Annotated in this window: 22 protein-coding genes; 6 read left to right on the forward strand and 16 right to left on the reverse strand. The window is 44.7% G+C overall.

The window, feature by feature from the left end; genetic code table 11:
* Positions 1 to 13 precede the first annotated feature (13 nt).
* The 9 genes from GGD38_RS14965 to GGD38_RS15005 form a co-directional block, all read right to left on the reverse strand.
* Positions 14 to 631: a hypothetical protein gene (locus tag GGD38_RS14965; protein WP_375297049.1), complete on the reverse strand. Its 618-nt coding sequence runs from the start codon at positions 629 to 631 to the stop codon at positions 14 to 16.
* A 208-nt stretch (positions 632 to 839) separates the two neighbouring features.
* Positions 840 to 1,313, reverse strand: a complete 474-nt coding sequence (locus GGD38_RS14970; RefSeq protein WP_375297050.1) for a Dps family protein — start codon at positions 1,311 to 1,313, stop codon at positions 840 to 842.
* Between the two features lie 11 nt (positions 1,314 to 1,324).
* The gene (locus tag GGD38_RS14975) at positions 1,325 to 2,179 is read right to left on the reverse strand and encodes a pirin family protein (RefSeq protein ID WP_375297051.1); all 855 of its coding nucleotides are present in this window, start codon (positions 2,177 to 2,179) and stop codon (positions 1,325 to 1,327) included.
* 105 nt (positions 2,180 to 2,284) lie between these two features.
* On the reverse strand, positions 2,285 to 2,794 hold the full coding sequence (locus GGD38_RS14980; RefSeq protein WP_375297052.1) for a DinB family protein: 510 nt from the start codon (positions 2,792 to 2,794) through the stop codon (positions 2,285 to 2,287).
* Between the two features lie 57 nt (positions 2,795 to 2,851).
* Positions 2,852 to 3,553, reverse strand: coding sequence for a hypothetical protein (locus GGD38_RS14985; RefSeq protein WP_375297053.1), 702 nt, complete (start codon positions 3,551 to 3,553; stop codon positions 2,852 to 2,854).
* A gap of 122 nt (positions 3,554 to 3,675) precedes the next feature.
* Positions 3,676 to 4,788, reverse strand: a complete 1,113-nt coding sequence (locus tag GGD38_RS14990) for a pyridoxal phosphate-dependent aminotransferase (protein ID WP_375297054.1) — start codon at positions 4,786 to 4,788, stop codon at positions 3,676 to 3,678.
* A 60-nt stretch (positions 4,789 to 4,848) separates the two neighbouring features.
* On the reverse strand, positions 4,849 to 5,355 hold the full coding sequence (locus GGD38_RS14995) for a DinB family protein (protein ID WP_375297055.1): 507 nt from the start codon (positions 5,353 to 5,355) through the stop codon (positions 4,849 to 4,851).
* Positions 5,355 to 5,783, reverse strand: coding sequence for a VOC family protein (locus GGD38_RS15000; protein WP_375297056.1), 429 nt, complete (start codon positions 5,781 to 5,783; stop codon positions 5,355 to 5,357). The genes GGD38_RS14995 and GGD38_RS15000 overlap by 1 nt, the downstream gene beginning before the upstream one ends.
* Positions 5,784 to 5,819: 36 nt before the next feature.
* Entirely contained in the window at positions 5,820 to 6,029 is a 210-nt protein-coding gene (locus GGD38_RS15005; protein ID WP_375297057.1) for a hypothetical protein, read from the reverse strand.
* Positions 6,030 to 6,270: 241 nt separating this feature from the next.
* On the opposite strand from GGD38_RS15005, the gene GGD38_RS15010 reads away from it, so the two are divergent.
* The gene (locus GGD38_RS15010) at positions 6,271 to 7,257 is read left to right on the forward strand and encodes a GlxA family transcriptional regulator (protein ID WP_375297058.1); all 987 of its coding nucleotides are present in this window, start codon (positions 6,271 to 6,273) and stop codon (positions 7,255 to 7,257) included.
* Positions 7,258 to 8,121: 864 nt separating this feature from the next.
* On the opposite strand, the gene GGD38_RS15015 is transcribed toward GGD38_RS15010, so the two are convergent.
* A complete protein-coding gene (locus GGD38_RS15015) occupies positions 8,122 to 8,451 on the reverse strand; it encodes an ArsR/SmtB family transcription factor (protein ID WP_375297059.1) in 330 nt (109 codons plus the stop codon).
* 300 nt (positions 8,452 to 8,751) lie between these two features.
* Here GGD38_RS15015 and GGD38_RS15020 point away from each other — a divergent pair, with 300 nt between their 5' ends.
* Together GGD38_RS15020 and GGD38_RS15025 are read left to right on the forward strand one after the other, a co-directional pair.
* Positions 8,752 to 9,144, forward strand: coding sequence for an SWIB/MDM2 domain-containing protein (locus GGD38_RS15020; protein WP_375297060.1), 393 nt, complete (start codon positions 8,752 to 8,754; stop codon positions 9,142 to 9,144).
* A gap of 402 nt (positions 9,145 to 9,546) precedes the next feature.
* On the forward strand, positions 9,547 to 11,151 hold the full coding sequence (locus tag GGD38_RS15025) for a murein L,D-transpeptidase (protein WP_375297061.1): 1,605 nt from the start codon (positions 9,547 to 9,549) through the stop codon (positions 11,149 to 11,151).
* Between the two features lie 55 nt (positions 11,152 to 11,206).
* On the opposite strand, the gene GGD38_RS15030 is transcribed toward GGD38_RS15025, so the two are convergent.
* From GGD38_RS15030 to GGD38_RS15040, 3 genes are all read right to left on the reverse strand, one after another.
* On the reverse strand, positions 11,207 to 11,671 hold the full coding sequence (locus GGD38_RS15030; RefSeq protein ID WP_375297062.1) for a hypothetical protein: 465 nt from the start codon (positions 11,669 to 11,671) through the stop codon (positions 11,207 to 11,209).
* A complete protein-coding gene (locus GGD38_RS15035; RefSeq protein ID WP_375297063.1) occupies positions 11,668 to 12,732 on the reverse strand; it encodes a WG repeat-containing protein in 1,065 nt (354 codons plus the stop codon). Before GGD38_RS15035 ends, GGD38_RS15030 begins: the two co-directional genes overlap by 4 nt.
* 546 nt (positions 12,733 to 13,278) lie before the next feature.
* Positions 13,279 to 13,743 (reverse strand): hypothetical protein, encoded by a 465-nt coding sequence (locus GGD38_RS15040; protein ID WP_375297064.1) that lies wholly within the window; start codon positions 13,741 to 13,743, stop codon positions 13,279 to 13,281.
* A gap of 232 nt (positions 13,744 to 13,975) precedes the next feature.
* Here GGD38_RS15040 and GGD38_RS15045 point away from each other — a divergent pair, with 232 nt between their 5' ends.
* Positions 13,976 to 14,986 (forward strand): alpha/beta hydrolase, encoded by a 1,011-nt coding sequence (locus tag GGD38_RS15045; protein ID WP_375297065.1) that lies wholly within the window; start codon positions 13,976 to 13,978, stop codon positions 14,984 to 14,986.
* Between the two features lie 2 nt (positions 14,987 to 14,988).
* Positions 14,989 to 16,011, forward strand: a complete 1,023-nt coding sequence (locus GGD38_RS15050) for a pectinesterase family protein (RefSeq protein WP_375297066.1) — start codon at positions 14,989 to 14,991, stop codon at positions 16,009 to 16,011.
* A gap of 284 nt (positions 16,012 to 16,295) precedes the next feature.
* Here GGD38_RS15050 and GGD38_RS15055 read toward each other — a convergent pair whose 3' ends face one another.
* The 3 genes from GGD38_RS15055 to GGD38_RS15065 form a co-directional block, all read right to left on the reverse strand.
* The gene (locus tag GGD38_RS15055) at positions 16,296 to 17,054 is read right to left on the reverse strand and encodes a LytR/AlgR family response regulator transcription factor (RefSeq protein ID WP_375297067.1); all 759 of its coding nucleotides are present in this window, start codon (positions 17,052 to 17,054) and stop codon (positions 16,296 to 16,298) included.
* 39 nt (positions 17,055 to 17,093) lie between these two features.
* Positions 17,094 to 18,149 carry a sensor histidine kinase gene (locus GGD38_RS15060; RefSeq protein ID WP_375297068.1) on the reverse strand — a complete coding sequence of 352 codons (1,056 nt, stop codon included), beginning with the start codon at positions 18,147 to 18,149 and terminating at the stop codon, positions 17,094 to 17,096.
* 69 nt (positions 18,150 to 18,218) lie between these two features.
* Positions 18,219 to 19,043, reverse strand: a complete 825-nt coding sequence (locus GGD38_RS15065; RefSeq protein ID WP_375297069.1) for a hypothetical protein — start codon at positions 19,041 to 19,043, stop codon at positions 18,219 to 18,221.
* A 445-nt stretch (positions 19,044 to 19,488) separates the two neighbouring features.
* Between GGD38_RS15065 and GGD38_RS15070 the strand changes: the two genes are divergently transcribed.
* Positions 19,489 to 19,674 (forward strand): hypothetical protein, encoded by a 186-nt coding sequence (locus tag GGD38_RS15070; RefSeq protein WP_375297070.1) that lies wholly within the window; start codon positions 19,489 to 19,491, stop codon positions 19,672 to 19,674.
* The last annotated feature ends 26 nt before the right edge of the window (positions 19,675 to 19,700 follow it).

Genomic DNA, 19,700 nt, shown 5'->3' on the forward strand with positions numbered 1-19,700 from the left:
CTTACTTTATCTTTTACTCTGGTTTAAATCCAGGCCATAGCACATGGCCGTAATCGCCCAATGCCTCCTGTATATATTCTCTTACCTGTGGGTTATTACATCTTTTTATATCGCGCGCTGTTATGATGCGGTCGATGTATGATCTGCGCACACAGGCATTGTTCATGATCGTTTCAATCTTCAGCTCGCCTTCCACCTTCATGCCTACTGAGGAGAACGGCCATTGTATGGCGGCTTCCCGCAACCGTTTCACGAGTATATCTTCCGGCGCCAGCCCTTTGGCCAGGCTCATGAGGTTTGACAAATAGCGAAAACTGAGGTCAACCGACAAAACAGCTTCCGGTGAAATAACGCCCTCATAAGGCGTGAGCAATTTATTCACTGTCTCTTCACCCAGGTGTCGCAATATTACCAGTTGTACGGCCCGGTATAAAAAGCCGGCAGCCCATATTGCTGCTGCAGCATCAAATGCCGGCACGGTTGCCGTGAGCTCCTGCTTTTGGTGTTCATAATGTTCACGCAGTTGTTGTATAGCCGCCTGAATATCATCCCCGGAAAACGGGGTAACATTGGCGTCGACGGTAACTTTTCCCTGCTGAATAATGTCCTGTATGAATTGTTTTAATTCCACAAACGCCAAAATACATATTCTTTCTGCCGTTACATAGGAGTTTTTAAGATAATCACGTTACCAACTGCAGATAATTGCATGCAATTATTTCATAATATCTGGAACCTGCCATTTGTGGAAAAACATATCATGATCACCGGTAGATTTTTAAAAGCAAAAGGGCCTCGCCATTAAAGCGAAGCCCCCTTGTTATTATTGCTAATAATTATTATCTCAAATGCGACCTTAACATCCAGGCCATTTTTTCGTGATCTTCCATTAAGCCGGTAATAAAATCGCTGGTACCTGCGTCTTTGTACTCATTGGCAAAGCGGTCGATATTCTCACGCATAGCAATGATAAGGGTTTCATGGTCGGCGAGTAACTCGCGAATAAAACCCTGGCTATCGTTTTTTTCGCGCGATTGCTCAGTAAGGTGAGTGAGTTGCAAAAAGGCCTTCAACGTACCTGGCGCATAATGGCCTAAGGTGCGAATGCGTTCAGCTACTGAATCCATGATCTCATCCAGCGCCTCGTACTGGGCTTCAAAGAATTTGTGTTTGTCATGAAAATCGGGGCCTTCAACATTCCAGTGTGCATTACGCGTTTTGGTATACAGCAAAAATTCATCTGCCAGAATTCCATTCAGAATATGCGATACTGCGGTTAAATTTTCTGGTTTGATCCCAATGTTAGGTTGCATATAGTACTGTTTTAATAACTTAAGGTTCCGAACAATCCATTTTTATAATCACTCATCGCCTGCTCAATTTCCTCATTGGTATTCATTACGTAATTGTCTTTGGCAGCTACCGGTTCATCAATAGGCTCTGCACTTAAAAACAACAGTTGTGCATTTTCAGTAGCCGAAACAATTATTTCACCCGCATCTTTACTGAACACCACCAGGTGGTGCTCATTCACCGGTTCATCGTTTACAATCACTTTTCCATTGGCCACATATACCAGGGTCCAGTAGTCGGGTGCGGCATTTAATTCAATTTCTCTGCCAGCCTCCATTTCACCGATCATTGAGATCACCGGCGTAAAGTTTTGTATGGGGCCGGTAAAGCCATTATACTCACCACTGGCCAGCCTGAACTGTACACCCTCCTGCTCAATAACCCGCGGTAATTCTTCAGCTTTAGCCGATTGGTAAAAAGGCTTATCTAACTTATTGGCGCGGGGCGCATTTATCCAAAGCTGTATGAGCTCCTGCACACCACCCTGTTTCAGCAATTCTTCTGTTGGCCCTTCACTATGTAAAATGCCCCGGCCGGCAAACATCCACTGCACACCGCCAGCCTTTATTATTTCATCGTTACCGGCATTGTCGCGATGAAAGCCTTCGCCCTGCAGCATAAAGGTATACGGGCTAAAGCCACGGTGCGGGTGCGGGCGTAGCCTCGACTGCTGCCCGGGCTCATACTTTACGGGCCCAACATGATGAATAACTATAAACGGGTTGGCGAACCGGAAATCCATATGCGGCAAAGGTTGCCGTACCACGTCCTCATCAGTGATCTTCTTCTCGCGGGCTTGCAGAATATGATCGATCTTCTTTTTCATGCGCGGTGTTACATTCTGGGTGTTAAGTTAGGAAATAAAACAGGAGCAGCTGTTTATTAAATAGAGATCAGCAACATAAAAGATGATCTATACAACAATTAGTACCTATTTCTTAGGCTTCAGATAAATAAGCTGACCCAGGTGATAACTATTATGGTTGGTGCGGTTAATTAGAATATTCAGTTTGTTGCGGTGCGGCTCTTTGGCAAAATCCTCTGCCGATACCGAGTTGTGTTTTGTAAACCATTCATCCGTCGAGGTTGCCGCTATGTGTTCAGATAGTTTTGTATTTATTGCCGTCCAGTGTTTTTTCAATTCCGCAACGGTTGGTATTTCCAGTCCACTCCGGTCGGGGCTGGTGATAAAAGGCTTTTCTAACTGCGGGTATAATTTCTCGCCAAAGCCAAGCAGGGGCAACATGCCATCGGTAACGGCAACCAAATGGCCAAGCAAATATGTACCGGTATTTCTATCGGGCGCCGTTTCGGTAGCTAATTGTTCATCGGAAAGAGCGTCGAATAATTTGGTAAGCCGGGCAACCTGGGTGTTCCAGGCGTCTACTGTCATTTTAATAAACAGTTCTTTTACCGGTGTTTCGGTTGTTACATCACTCATAGTTGTATGTTTTAGTACAACCAAATAACCAACCGGGCGGCCCTTTTGTTTACGAGGTCAATCAATTCCCAGGTCGTTGGTGAGGCTTTTCTCAGGTAAAATTTCGTGCAGGTCAACGCCAACGGTTTCGGCAATGATATTATTAATAAGCATTTCCATCTCCTTTCTATCTATGTTCTTATCCTGCATAAGGGTACCATAATTAAGCGACAACAACTCTTTTGTATAGTCTTTTACTGTTTCGGGTTTGAATTCTGTTCGTACCGCATCGAGGATATTGGAGATGAAAATGGTTGCCAGCCATCCCAGCGCGGGCAGCAGGTACAACCAGCGGGTTTTATCATAACCATAAATTAACACCAGGCTTACTGCTAAAACGCCCGGAATAAGAATAATGCCTGTAATAAATAAAGCCCTGGCCCAAACGGCCGGCAGCACCAGTGGGGGCACCTTCAACTGAAGTTCCTTTTGCAGTTTATGGTATTTCAACCGCCTGTTCTTTTTGGGAAAGATCTTATTAAGAGAAGCATCCAGCTCAATGGCCTCCCGCGGCACCTGATACCTGTTAATAAGGGTATAGCGCAGTTTGTAAAACAATTGTTGCGATCTGCATCGCATGCTCTGCCGGCCTTGTATGTTGCGCCAAACAAGATTATGAATATCGCCGACAGTGCAAACTTTTTCTGCTTCGTAATTAGAAATGGTGATGCCGAATGCATTTTCTACATTCACCAGTATTTCTACGGAATCGAGCCCCATAGAGCGTTTTGGTTGTTTAGGGTCTAACTGTTATTTAAGGGTCAACTGGCTAAAGATAAATAAATAAACACGATTTTGCGTGGGGTGGTACTGGTAAGGGCGCTACCTGATATTAAATATTATCAAAATACCACTCTGCTGGCCTTAATTGCTTCACTTATATTCATTAACCCTTGTTCAAATGCCTGCTTGTTGGGCCAGCCAAAACCAATACGCATATAAGAATCGGGCATGCTGAACCAATGGCCGGGGCCTACCATGGTCTTGTATTGTTGTACAAGGGTTTCATAAAAGCAGGGAATATCAATAGTGTGCGGCTGTTTAAACCGGGGGAAACATACCACTCCACCCTGGGGCAGTACATACTCCAAACTGGCTTCCTGTTGCAACCAGGTAACCAGTAACCGGTAATTCTCCAAGGCCCGTTCATTGATTACAGTAGCGAACGCTTCTTTGCGGCAATAAAACTGGTACGCCACTTCTTCATCGAGCGCCGGATTACTTATATATATCATTTCCTTGGCAGCCAGAAATTGTTCCATCAACACCTCATCCTGCGTTATTAACCAGCCCATACGTAAACCGGGCAGGCCAAACGCTTTTGACAGAGACGATACACTGATAACCTTTTTACTTAGAGAAGCCACTACGGGGTAGCTGGTTTTAAAACAGGTATCGCGGTAGGTTTCATCAACCAGCAGGTATATATTTTGTTTTTCGGCAATAGCTATCAGCGCCTGTAACTCAGCTTCGGTCATTGTTATGCCGGTGGGGTTATGCGGGGTAGTAATACTTATTAACCGGGTGGCTGGTGTAATGGCTGCTTCAATAGCGGCGAGGTTTATGCGCCAGCCCGTTTCCAATTGCAGATCGATATAGCTGATGGAGCAGCCTATAGTTACCGGAACTTCAATATTGGTGGCATAATTGGGGCGTACCACAATTAAATGGTCCTGCGCGGTAAGTAATGCCGTATTTATAATAAATAGCGCTCCCGCCGCCCCGTTGGTAAGCAGCACTGCGTTTTTTTGCAACCCCGCTTCTTCACCTATCAGTTGCCGTAACCCATTATGCCCACGGTGAGGGATGTACTCCAGTTTCAGTTCATTGAGCTGCAAACCCAACTCACCAAAGCTAAGGTCGCTCACCGAACTTTCGGCCAGGTTATGCAAAATGGTATCGTACCCTTTTTCCTCGGGCGATTCCTTTTCAATGGGCATTCTTTTGTACAGCATAAACAGGCAGTTTGTTCTTATGCTAAAATAATACAAGGAATGCAGTGCCCCATCGCTTTCTTATGCAGCTACCAGTTTTTCGGTAATGTTCTTTACCTGGTTGGTATGGCGTTGGGTATGAACTATTACAAAAGTTATGATCTCAAACCGGGTGGGCTCGCCAAATATGGGCATGTGGCAGGTAGGGGTAAGATCAAGGGTTTGAATGGCTTTGCCTATTTGCTGGCGACCGGTTTTGAACCTGCTGATGATGCTTTCCTTATCAAAGGTTTCATTGGAAGGAATGATAAATTCAGGCGAGGGCAGTTTGGTGCTGAAGTCTAAAAAGATGGCCTCGAGGTTAGGCACACCAGCATCGGGCGGGCGGTTGGTTGGTTGCACCGGACCATTGAGCACTTTGATCATATGGTCGTCTGATTTACATAAATGCTCTATGACCTGGGCAGCTGTCCAGCTGCCGGTGAACGGCACCGTATTGATTTCAGACTGGCTTAAAGCAGCCACCTTTTCGATAAACGCATTGGTGGCCGCCTCAAATTCCAGCAATAATTCATTGGCTGTTTTCATTATTTATTTGGATTGTTTTCTACATTGATCATCCAGCTAATGCCGAATTTGTCTATAAACATACCAAAATAAGCGCCCCAAAAAGCATCGGCCATTGGCATTATGATATTGCCACCGGCTGATAAGCCACTGAATAATTTATCGGCTTCTTCCTTCGAATCGGGGGTAAGGCTTATATGAACATTATTACCCACTATGACCTTACCCATATGTTCGGGCGCATCACTACCCATTAACACATTACCACCTTTAATTGGCAGCGAAATATGCATGATCTTATTCCACCCCGACTCGGGCCCACGGTATTCTTCGGGCATGTCCTTGTAGCGGCCTATCATGGTGAACTCACCGCCAAATACTGATTTGTAAAAGTTGAATGCTTCTTCGGTATTACCGCTAAAATTCAAGTAAGGATTCATTGCAGGCATGGTCTTATATTTTAATGTTTGAAAATGTTGGTTCTCTCAATCCAGTACGGTACACACAAACCCTTTTTTTGTAACAAGGGTCATTACCTTTTCTATGCGCAGGTTATTACCTTCAACCCGCAGCACTTTATCGCAATCATCAAGATCGATGTTTATTTTGCTATCGGGAAAATGCCGCCGCAATGCGGCTACCAGCTTTTGCGCCTCTGCAAACTCCTGTACATTCGTTTTGAAAACCTCAACCATAATGCTTTCTTTATGTTTGTACGTTTATAACCCAAAAGTACATGTGTTCGCTATCTTCAAAAGGGTGCAAACGCGACCAATTAAGGGGTTCTTTGCGACAATATTTTTATCTTTATTGAGGGGGTAAGCTAGCACAATTGTCATTAATGATATCCTGAACTTTTCTCCCTTGGTCGGGGTATTATCCGCGTTTGTCGGAACGGACGGTTAACCGGTCAAAAACATTAAATACTTTGCAAAAATGAAACACGTTTCCATACTAATTCCGCAAGGACATACCAGCCTGGTGAATATAGAAGGAACGCATCAGATCCTTTCAGAGGTGAATATCCTGCGTACCGGAATGGGCAAGGCCCCTTTGTTTGATATTCAGCTGGTTGGCCTGTCGAAGCATACCACCCAGCGTAATGGGCTATTTACCATTCAACCCGATTGCCTGATAACTGATGTAACAAAGACCGATCTTATAATCATCCCCGCTATACATGGGCAGTTCCCTAAGGCTGCTATTGACAATAAGGAATTCATTCCCTGGATAGTGAAGCAATTTAATAACGGCGCCGAGGTGGCCAGTCTTTGTATTGGCTCGTTTTTCCTTGCAGCAACCGGTCTTTTAAAAGGCAAACAGTGCGCCACTCATTGGCGTTTCGCCAATGAGTTCAGGGCTCTGTATCCCGATGTGAACCTGATGGATGATAAGATCATTACAGATGATAATGGCATTTATACAAGTGGCGGGGCTTACTCCTACCTGAATCTGCTGGTGTATATGATAGAAAAATACGCGGGCAGAGATGTTGCCATTCTTATTTCCAAGGCATTTGGGATTGATTTCGATCGTACGGTACAATCGCCATTTATTATTTTCCAGGGACAAAAAACGCATGAAGATGATACCGTAAAACAGGCGCAGGAATACATTGAGAAGAACTTTGAAGAAAAGATAACGGTTGATCAACTGGCTGATACGTTTGCTGTTGGCCGCCGCAGCCTCGAGCGCCGGTTTAAAAAAGCTACCTGTAATACCGTTACGGAATACATTCAACGGGTTAAAATAGAGGCCGCCAAAAAGGACCTTGAAACGGGCCGCAAGAACGTGCTGGAGGTTATGTATGATGTGGGGTATAGTGATGTAAAGGCCTTCCGGTCTATCTTTAGAAAGATCACGGGGCTGTCGCCTATTGAGTATAGGAATAAGTATAATAAAGAATTGGTGGTGATTGATTAGGGGGTGCGGGTTCTAAAGGGGCGGGGAGTTGATGGATTGAGTATAGTTGACGAGTTAACACGTTAACAAGTTGACGAGGGGGTTGATAAGGTGATAGTGTTGATAAAGTTGATAAAGGCTTAAAGGAATAAGGGGTCTATATAGGATAGTGAAGTAAGAGGTAAGAAGGGAAGTTAACAAGTTGACATGTTAACAAGTTGACAAGGGAGTTGAAAAGTTGATGGAGGTGATAAAGTTGGTAAAGGTTTAAAGGAATGAAAGTTTCAAATGGGGGTGTGAAGTGGGAGCTAGGAAGTAGGACGTAAGAAGTGCCCGCTCCGCTAAATGCTCATTAATTGCAAAATTCCCGCCGACTCGGGCTGTTCTCACTACGAAACAATTCACAAACTAAACAACTGGCCCGGCCATGCATCTCCTGCGGCCACAACTTTCCCTTGGTAGCGTTCGCCCCTACTGAATAACTTACGAACTGAACAACTGAATAACTTACTAACCGGCCATGCGTCTCCTGCGGCCACACGCTTTCCCAGGCAGCGTTCGCCCCTACTGAAAAATCACATACGAACTGAATAACTGAACAACTTACTAACCGGCTCTACCAAAATGCGTTCAATCAACACAAGCCCCCCCTTTCCCCTTAAGAACCTTTATGTATTCCCTTGTTAACTTGTTAATTCGTCAACCCTACCAATAACCCTCCCTGAGGAACTGGCTCTACCTCTATCAACTCCATCACCTCCATCAACTCTATCAACCTGTATTCCCTTGTTAACTTGTTAACTCGTCAACTTGTTAACCCACCAATAAGCCCTCCCTGAGAAGCCGGCTCCCCCTCTATCAACTCTATCACCTCCATCACCTCTATCAACCCTTCTTCCTCCCCCTCACCCGCTTCTCATCGAAGAAATTCTCCAGACTATTCAACCGCTCCGTCCATACCTTCCTGTACTGCTCTACCCAGTCGGCAACCTCTGTAAGCAGCTCCAGACGGGCTTCACAGTACCGCTCACGACCAAACTGTGTAATAACTACCAGCCCGCATTCGGTAAGCATTTTTATGTGTTTATATATGGCCGTTCGGCTTACTTCGAAGTTCTCGGCCACGGCATTTATGTTCAATGGCTGGTGAGCTATCATGTTTAAGATCTCCCGCCTTGTGGGGTCGGCTATCGCCTGAAATACATCTCTACGCATAGTTTTAAAATGAAACCTTTAGGTTGCAAATATAATGCAACCTTTGGGTTGCGTTTATAAATGGGGAATAAATACCCGGTTCCCATAGGGGAAATCATAAAAAAAGGGTCTTATGTTTGCAGTAGTTTATGTGATTTCATTAGGGAAACGGCCCTGTACAGGCGAGTTTCAGAAAGATTTTAACAGCTGAATGTTGTGTAATTCGTATTGTTATTGATATATTTGATATATTCACAGTGATACTCTCATAATAAAAACTCAAACATAGCTTCATTATTCACTTTTAAATTTTAAAACACTATGGCAAAAACAGCTAAGAAAGCTGCTAAGAAAGCAGTAAAAAAAGCAGTTAAAAAAGCAGCAGCTCCTAAGAAAGCAGCAAAAAAAGCAGCTAAGAAAGTTGCTAAGAAAGCAGTAAAAAAAGCAGCTAAGAAGAAATCTGCAAGAAAACCAAATGCAGCATTCATGGCTCCGCTTACTGCCAGCCCTGTATTAGCTGAGGTTATTGGTAGCAAACCTTTACCAAGAACAGAGATCGTTAAGAAGATTTGGGAATATATCAGAAAGAACAAACTTCAGGATCAAAAGAACAAAAGAATGATCAACGCCGATACTAAACTGAAACCTCTGTTCGGTAAAGATCAGATCTCAATGTTCGATCTGGCGAAAATCGTTTCCAAACACGTGAAGTAATACGTGTTATGCGAATTGAAGGAATTAATCTTTTGCAGGGAACGGATGGTTTCAACACCTGTAAAAGACCGGGTTAGTAAGTACTTTTTTTTAGATCATTTCTCCTTCATTCCTTTAGCCGTTAACGGCCCATGTATGTGGAACTGGGCCTTTACACATCTTCAAAGGAAATCATTAAGAATCTGATCACTTGTTCATACGATTGCTATTCCCATAAGTTATTGAAATAACAGCCAGGGCTATTGCAACGTGTGAAAACACCTACCATATACGTTAATATCGTAATATTGCGGGGTTTACGGGTATAACTGGCAGTTAATAAACTACAAGAGAAAATACGCCGGTCATATTCATGAACCCCTTTTTTTGTGCAATACCCCTATAGAAGTGTAACACTTAATTATGCAAAAATTTACCTTTTTCCTCGTTGCGTTGTGTATTTGGGGATGTAAGGAGTCAAACAACCGGTCGACCCCAAACCGAACAAAGGATTCCATTAATAAAGAAATGCAGGACGCCGCCCATGACCTTGCCGGTAACTTTAGCGACCAAAGCTCTATGCGTTTTTCTTCTTCCCGTGTAGATGCATTCTTTACCAAATACGATTCACTCCGCAATTTTCAAAACGACCTGAACACGTTCTACACTACCCGCAATTATGCCTTTGCCTGGTATAACGACAACGGGCTCACCGAACAAGCCAGTAACCTGTATGCACGGCTCGAGAACCTGCCCGAAGAGGGACTGAATATTGTTTTGCCTTATAAACGCCAGCTCGATAGCCTGTTCAATATTACCCTGCCTCAAAGCACCGAGCAAAAAAGTGAAACAGAACTGATGCTCACCGCTATGTATTTCTTCTTTGCCCAAAAGGTATATGGCGGTCTTGAAGAAAGCGCTTCGCAAAAGATCGATTGGCTAATGCCGCGTAAAAAACTTTCTTATACCGCCCTGCTCGATTCTATGATGAAGCAGGGCAATACTTCCGGCACGCAGGAACCGGTATATCGCCAATACCACCTGTTAAAGGAATACCTTAAGAAATACAAAGCGCTTCCTGCCGATAATATTACAGTAAACCTGCCCAACAATAAACCTATTAAGCCAGGCGATACCTCAGCCGCAGTAACCAAACTGCGTAAAAAGTTACTTCTCCTGGGCGATCTTACCAATGCAGGCGACACCGCTTCGCCCATTTACGATGCTAACCTGCTCTCCGCCGTTAAACGTTTTCAAAGAAGACATGGCATGAAGGAAGATGGCGTTGCCGGCAGCGGTATGGTGCGTGAGCTGAACATTCCGGTAAAACAACGCATTGAAAAAATAATTGTTAACATGGAGCGGAACCGCTGGCTGCCTACCGATGTAAGGGGCCGCTACCTGGCGGTTAACATTCCCGAGTTTGTGCTGCACGCCTATAACGACGATTCGCTTTTATGGAACATGAACGTGGTAGTGGGTAAAGATGTAAACAAAACGGTGATCTTCGCCGGTAGCATTAGTGAGGTAGTGTTCAGTCCGTACTGGAACGTGCCTGCCAGCATTTTGAAAAAAGAAATTCTGTCCGGCATTGCAAAGAACCCCAATTACCTGGCATCGCATCATATGGAGAAGTTTTTCGATGGCGTTCGTCAAAAGCCCGGCCCCTGGAATTCCCTGGGCGCCGTTAAGTTCCTGTTCCCAAACAGCCATAGCATTTACCTGCACGACACACCTTCAAAAAGCCTGTTCCAGGAAGATAAGCGGGCCTTCAGCCATGGCTGCATTCGCGTGGCCGACCCCAAATTCCTGGCCACATATATGTTACGCGAAGACAGCACCTGGACGCAGGACCGCATCGCCAATGCCATGGCAAGCGGAAAGGAACAATACGTTGCAGTTAAAAACCCCATGCCGGTTTACATAACGTATTTTACGGCCTGGGTCGACAGGCAGGGTGACCTGAATTTTAGAGACGATATTTATAAAAGGGATGGCCAGCTTGCAAGCATGTTGATGAAGCGTTAAATGGGCCAGAACCGACGAAAAGACCCCGCTCCAATATTTGGGGCGGGGTCTTTTTTTATGCGAAAATTCGTTCTATAGCGGCTTTACGAAAGGTAAACAGGGACTCCAGTTTCCGGCGCACTACCAAAGCATTTGCAAGAACGCCCAAAGGGCCCAACGGCAATTGATATTTCACTACATCCTGCATCAGCACCCCGTTCTCTTTTTCAGTAAACGTATGCGTGTGCTCCCATAACCTATACGGCCCTTTAAGCTGGGTATCAATAAAATAATAGGGCTTCTGTACTTCTGTGATCTCTGTTCGCCAGAACAGAGAGATTCCAAACAAAGGTTTCACTTTATAATCGATGAGCATACCGGTATGGATCTCTGCGTTCTCGTTAAATGTGGTCAGTGTTTTAAAATCCATTTCAGGCGGGGTGATCTTTGCCAGGTTATTGGGCGATGAAAAGAACTTCCAGGCTGTGAGCAGGTCAACCGGCAACAACTGTTCTTTTCTTAAAAAATATACTCCCTTCATGGCTGTTTCAGATAATTAATTACAGTTTCAATATCGTGCTGCAAATATTTATTAGTGTACTTTTCAATCACATGTCCATAAAAACCCAGCGCTACCGGGCGATATTCAGCCACCGGCGCCCCTTTATTTTTAAACTTACCTGTAGTTTTTATAGTCACATTCAACACCCACATAAAGGCGCTGTACTGTTCCCAGTTTTGTTCATACACCGTTCCGCAATGCGTACATCTGAAATTATTATCCCCCTCATTGTGCAGTTTTTTTACAAATGCCGAAAACAATATTTCCTGGTCAACAAAACCTACCGGGCTATTCCATTGAATATAGTCCCTGAACCGCTCATATTCACAAGGGCAGCCATTGCGGTACATGGTATCTATCAACTGCTCAGCAGCATCGGCAAATTGCGTTTTCTGGCGGTTGAATGCATTTACATGATCGAGGTTGTTGTTCCATCCAACCCCACCGCCAATGGTAAGCTCGCCTTCTTTGTACTCTTCGCCTTCGAGCACCTGCACGGTCACTTTGTTGCGGTATACCTGGCCTATTGACATATAGATTTGCGGCACCACAATATTTCCTGTGGCATCAATCAACCCCCAGGTTTTCAGATCGCCGAATTTGGCGTAGCCTTTTACGAAACCCGTCAATACAGGATACTGATAATCGATGACCAGGTTGCCTTGTGTATCTATTGCCCCATGCAAATCATTTTCGTTTCGCACAATGGACCTTCCTTCGGCAAACTCATCGGCAAAATAAAAGCGGGGCGTAATTACTTCTTCCCCTTCCCTGTTTATGAACCCCCATTTTCCATTACGCATTACCCGCGCCAACCCTTCGGTAAAATTGCCATACGACTCGTACAGGTTGCTGAACGACAGCACTACGTCGCCATCGGTATTAAAGTAAGCTGTATAGCCGCCTTCTGTAACCGTAAACAGATCGTCGGCGGGAATGGCCACAAAATCGTATACGGCGGGAATTATAATTTGCCCGTCGGCGGTTTTAATGCCCATCTTGCTGCCTTCGTAAAATTGAAAATATTGTTGTTGGTCCATTTATAGGGCGTTTAACTATTTTAAATGTAAGCTACAAGATTAGTGGTAAAACTGAATACAAGTCGTGAAACGGCAAACGTGAAACGTGAAAGGATTCGCTAATTTCCCAGATTTACTTACGACTTGCGCCACCTGCTATTTATTGCAGCTAACAACCAAACGCGAGCCTCGAAATTGGGCGGCCGTTTGCCGTTTCACGTTTCACGCCGTTTGCGGTTTGCCTTTACATTATCACATTAGCTATCCTTATACCAACCTTGTCTCATCCTTGTGTGATCCATGTGTCAAATAGCATACTTTACTAAGGGAACACACATGTTTGACACATGGTTGACACATGGATTATGCCATTCGTCCCTGGTTTTATGTGTGCTCGTCCCAATTTTATATACAGCTTACGCAGCAATTATGCAACTCGTCCCTCACCTGACACATGCTCGTCCCAGGTTTGACACATGCCCGTCCCATTTTTCAAAATCGGGTTACCTTAAACCCTACATTTGTGCTTCGTACGAAAAGTTCTTTGACATATTAGACATCTATCTATCAGCACCACCTAAAATAAGGCCTGCTGGTCAATGGCGAAAATTGCCAGGGTATAGATGAAAATATGACTACTAAAGCAACCGTAAACCAAATGGCCATGGTTTTAAATCGTTGCCCATCTGCTATCTGCCGTTTGGCTTTGGCCGAACCAATGGTGATCAGCACAATGGCAAGCACCATCATGGTAATATGCTCCATACCAAAGAACCTGATCTCCCGCTCGTGCACCGCCGTTTTAAAATAGTTCAAAAAATACCGCACTACCGGACTGATACAATACAAACTGATGCCCAATACCAGTTGTACATGCGATATGGTAACGGTGGCAATTCTTACGGCATTATCAAATGTTGAGAATGGCGCATGCCCAAGCCAGCCTTTATACGCCCTGTAAATGGCAACAAGTAAACTTATCAAAACCAGCCAGCGCACCAGGGAATGGATTGTTAACAGTACAGAATACATAATAAGAAATTCCAAATCTCAAATCTCAAGAACCAAATAAAAAAACGCAAATTTCAAAGCCTGGCCCGCATCAGCGGGGAACCAACGCTCAAATGTTAAAACCTGGTTCTCATTAATAAAACCTAAAAGTAAGCAATACCAGTTTTTTTACCATCGCGATCATTTTTTAAACCTGCCGGGCACACCAAATCAATACATTTGTATACACTTGAACACAGCTAAATTGTAACGCATGGTCAGGAATTGCTTTGCCGGGAAATATCCCTTTATGCTGGCAGCTATACTGTCGCTTTTTTCATTGGGCGCTTACAGCCAGGCAAAATGGGTGAATGGCATCACCAACCAGCCCGATACTTCTTACACTACCTGGAGCGCTTTTAACAGCACGCGTAAATCGCACCCCGATATTAAGATCGTTCCGGAGCTGGAATCAAAGAAAATAGCCGCCAGAAAGAATATCCCCTATTGTACCATCAACAACCGCGCCCTTCGGCTCGATGCGTTTGTGCCCGTTACCAAACAGAAGAAAAAAAGAACGGCCATCATTATCATCCATGGCGGTGGCTGGCGTTCGGGCAACCGCACCCAGCATTACCCGTTGGCGCAACACCTGGCAGAACGGGGCTATGTTTGTTTTACCCCCGAGTACCGCTTATCTACCGAAGCGCAATATCCCGCAGCCATACACGACCTGAAAGCCGCGCTGCGCTGGATCGTTCAACACGCAGAAGAGTACCGCGTTGATACTGCTAAAATTTCTGTATTGGGATTTTCAGCCGGCGGGCAGCTGGCCGCCTTCCTTGGCACCACGGTTGGCAATCCGCAATTTGAAGGGAACGCCTGTAATGCCCAATTAACTGCAGCCCCGGTGCATGCCGTTGTAGATATTGACGGCACTCTTTCTTTTACCCATAAAGAAACCGGTGAAGGTGATGACAGTAAAAAGATCTCTGCCGGCACCTATTGGTTTGGATACTCGAAAAAAGACAGTATTGCTTTATGGGACGAAGCTTCGCCACTCAACCATGCAGGCCCTCATACTGCGCCCTTCCTGTTCATCAACAGCAGCGTTGCCCGCATGCATGCCGGCCGCGATGATTTTATTACAATACTGAACCAGCATAAGATCTACTCCGAAGTAAAAAGCTTTGAGAATGCGCCGCATTCCTTTTGCCTTTTTGATCCCTGGTTTCAGCCAACCGTAAACTATATAGACGAATTCTTAAAAAGAGTATTCAAATAAATATGAAACAGCTTTCTATTTTCCTACTGTTTGCCTTTGCCGGCACCACCGTTTTACAGGCACAAACCGCCAATCCGCAGCAATACAAATATGTATTTACAGTTGCCAAAGACGGCACAGGTGAATTTAAATACATTCAGGATGCCATTGATGCCATGCGGGTGTACCCATTGGCGCCCATTACCCTGTATATAAAGAATGGCGTATACAACGAAAAGATCTCACTACCAGAATCGAATACCGATGTAACTTTTATTGGCGAAAGTGCCGACAAAACCGTCATCGTATTTAATGACTACTCAGGCCGCGGCAAGCTTACCACTTTCACGTCCTATACAGCGAAGATCTCAGGTAACCGTTTCAGGGCCGAGAACATCACGTTCTCCAATTCGGCCGGCCCTGTTGGCCAGGCGGTAGCCCTGCATGTTGATGCAGACAATGCCTGCTTTGTAAACTGCCGTTTTCTTGGCAACCAGGATACCATATTTACAGGTGGCGAAACAGCGCGCCAGCTTTTTGTGAACTGCTATATAGAAGGAACAACCGATTTTATTTTTGGTCCGGCTACAGCCGTTTTCCAAAACTGCGAAATACATAGTAAGACCAACTCTTACATTACCGCCGCCAGCACTACGCAGGGTAAGAAGTTTGGCTACGTGTTCCTCGATTGCAAGATCACTGCCGATAGCGGCGTAAATAAAGTATACCTGGGACGCCCCTGGCGCAGCAATGCCAAAACCGTATTCCTGCGTTGTACCATGGGCAAACACATTACCCCCGAAGGTTGGAACAACTGGGGCAACCCCGCCAATGAGCAAACTACGCTCTATGGAGAACATAAGAATAGCGGCGCCGGCGCCGATATCAGCAACCGGGTAAAATGGGCACACCAGCTTACTGATAAAGAAGCGGCTGCTTATACCCTCACAAACGTTTTTAATAATGAAGGGGCTGCGTTGCCGGTGAACCCTAAGTGGTATGGGGAGGTTAGTTTGAGAGGGTTCGTTTGGCCTGAGAAGAAATAGTTGACGAGTTAACTGGTTGACGAGTTGACCAGGAGTTGACACGTTAACAGGTTGACAAGGTAGTTGAAAAGGTGATAGAGTTGATACAGGTGATAAAGGAAAAGCAGTGAGTCTTAGGCTTCGCTACGCTTGCCTTTGGCATCTTTACTGGCTGGCGCCAAGTTGATTTTCGGCTTCGCTTCGCTACGCCCTATTTTCACTCGATTAATGTCGCCTACAGCAAACGAAACCACAGCAGGACCGCCTCGTCAACTTGTTAACTCGTTAACCTGTCAACTCGTCAACTACTTATTCAGCCACTCCTTAAAATCACCCGCCTTCAACCGGCTAATAATGATCTCTTCGTAGGAAGCAGGATGAATAACAAGTTTTAATTTTCCATCGAACCAGGCAATCACTTCTTTTACTGCAGTGTAATTAACAATGAACTGGCGGTTCACGCGAAAGAAATCGTCGGGAGATAATTGCTGCTCCAGCACATCGAGGTTGTTTTCTATAATATAGTCGGCCCCATCGAAGGTTTTAAGATAGTGCACTCTTTCCCTGGTGTACACATGGGCCACGTTTTTGGCTTCTATTGAAAAATACCGGCTGCCTTTCTTAACCAGGAAACGGGTTTTAAATTCCTTCTCCGCCTTGGGTTGCAGCTGATCTATAAGGGCGGTAAGATCAACCGGCTTTATGGCATTTGTTTGCGCTTTGTATTTATTCAGCGCAAAGAACAATTCTTCTTTCACCAGCGGCTTCAGTAAATAGTCAACGCTGTTGTACTTAAAGGCCTGTATGGCATATTCATTAAAGGCCGTTACAAAAATAATATGGCTGGTTACCTCTACTTCCTTGAAAATATCGAAGCTTTTTCCATCGCCCAGCTCAATATCGAGCAACACCAGGTCGGGCGAACCGTTTGCTTCAAAATACGCTACCGCGCTTTTCACCGTATCGAGGTGCGCTTTAATTTCAATACTGGCATCGTATTCTTTTACAAACCGCGAAAGCCTTTCTGCTGCCAATGCCTCATCTTCGATAATAACAACAGTCATACTATTTGTTCTTAATGGCCAAAGATAAGCATGTTAGTTTTATGATAATACCACGGCCTCATATACACTTGTTTCAATTAGCGGTAAAACTATCCTGAACACTTCGCCATCATCTGTTATACAAAGCTGCTCTTCTTTTTTAAGCAACTGATACCTGGTTATGAGGTTGGTTAATCCTGTTCTTTCTGAAGGCTCGGGCTTTCGTTTTCGTTGAATATTATTAGCAATTATGAGGTTATGCTTATCGTCGTTCGTTATAGTAACACACAACGGCATTTCGCGCGACACCACATTGTGCTTTACGGCATTTTCTACCAGCAACTGCAACACAAAAGGCGGCAGCAGGTATTCATACTCCTGTTCGTCAATATCAATTTGCATTTGCAGCGAATCGGCAAAGCGCGTCTTTAACATAAGCACATAGGAATTCAGGAATTTCAATTCGTCGCGCAACAGTGCCAGTTCGGTCTCTTTTTTACTAAGCAGGTAACGATACACGGCCGACATTTCCATCACAAACTTTTCAGCCCGCTCGGCATCGCTGCCAATAAGCGAGGCCAGCGTATTGAGACTGTTGAAAAGAAAGTGCGGTTTTACCTGGTCTTTCAGAAATTGGTACTGACTGTTCATGTTTATCTGCTTCAACCTTTCCGATTCTGCATACAGCACCTTCCAGTTCTGAATATAATAAAGCCCTTCAAACAAACCCACCACTACGGCAGTGCCCAGTACGTTCAACCCAACCATAAACAGGTAATCCCAAAAAAGATCGCCCCATTTAATTTTATACAGGGGAAAGAAGCCAATGGCAACGGTAAATGCCTCTTCGAGCACCGGCACCAGTATTAAAAAAGGAATGCCGATCCTCAGCGCATACATCACCCGGCTTTTTGTATTTATAAGTCCGGGATATTTTTTACGCCCCAGGTTAAAGATCAACCGGGCGCTTTCGGTAGCGAGTATACAATAAAAAGCACTCATTATTACCACCAGCACGGCAGTACGTATATCGCGTATATACATGCCCATAAAGAACAACACTGTAAATAAGAAAAGAAAAATGGGCGAGTACAGCCTGATCTTTTTTTCATTCATACCGCTACTTTCTATTGGTTTAAAAACTTGGGGCCGGCAACTATGCAAATGTAGGCCATGTTAACAGGTTTATTCGGGCCATTTCAATACCTGTAACAAAAGCTTCCAGCCATCTTTTTCATGGCCCCATACCCGCAGGTAGTTCTCTTTTTTACCCTGCAGCTTTACGGCTCCATATGCATAAAACAGATCGCCTGCTGCCGAAATAGCGCCCCCCAGATGTTCAAACTGCAAACCGGCCGGTATTTGTTTTAACCCGGTCTCAATGTCTTTTACAGTATGAAAAGGTTGATACCCCAGCAAATTGAACCACGAATCGCTGGTAATGTAAGCCAAAAATGACTGATAGCCTTTTTGATGCAGCTGGGTTATAAGCTCCTGCTCTATTTGTTGCCAGTTTATGTTTTCGGCAACAGGTACCAACTTACTATATACAAGCTGGTGCCGTTGCTGTTTGTATAACGAATGCGTATATCGGGCGCCCATATCAATGATCACTTTCCATTCGCCCTGTTTATTCTTTACCCATATACTGGTATAACTGCCGCTTGCCTGTACATTGCCTGCAGGCGCATCCAATTGCTCAAACGGACCGGTTGAAAAGCCCAGATCACCAGAACCTGACATGCCTGTATAAACCGGTTTCCATAACAATTGCCCGCCGCCACCGCCCGGCAGTCCGCGCCAAAAACGTAAGCCATCATAGCCCTTTCCTTCATGAAATAAAAGGCTGTTGCTATCGAGGAAGTGCAGAAATGCAGTTCGGGCCCCGCTATCGGCCGACAGATTTGCAAATGCCTGTTCGGCCCGGGCTATTTCCTGCTGGGCGCTAACCGTTAACCGGCTGCCAAGTAATAGAATTATCAATAAGGGTTTAGCCAGTAAGTTTCTCATGTGTGTAGTTTTTGCCAACCCAATGCTACAACAAAATGCAGGGTATTGCTCCCCCTGTTGATCGAAATGCATAATTGGCGTACCGAAATGCAGGAGGCGGCCAATAGCCTGTAGAAAGTACCGGCCTTGCCGGTATAACGATGCGGCTTATATGAACATAATGGGATTGTGGGTAAGTGAAATATGTGTACGCATTTGTGGAGGGTGTTCTACAATTACATATTAGTTCTACAATTGTTATAATGCTGAAAATGAGTGTTAATACATATTAACACTTACTGTTGAAAAATAAATAACGCACTTACCCTCAAAATTATACGATAAGATTTTCGCAGCACCCGTTGCACATTTTTTCGCAAAAAGCGGCAGGCGTCAGGTACCAAAGTCACGGTACACTCTTTGTAATATATTACAAAACAATTGTGTACCTCGAGAATTTGTGAGCATGAAAGAAACGACCACCGATTATCTTATGATCCTCCACCGGCAATATATGGCGGAAGTTGGCAGGTTTATAAAGGCATTAAAGGAAAATGCGTCTCGTAATGAGCTTATACTCATCAGAACAAATGTGAAGAAGCTGCTAGCCGAAATAAGGCGATACCCAATTAAGGGTAAGGACAATAAGTGAACACTACACAATACCACCCCGTTAGT

It is taken from the genome of Niastella sp. OAS944 (assembly GCA_024809215.1).
In the GTDB taxonomy this organism is placed as follows: Bacteria; Bacteroidota; Bacteroidia; order Chitinophagales; family Chitinophagaceae; genus Niastella.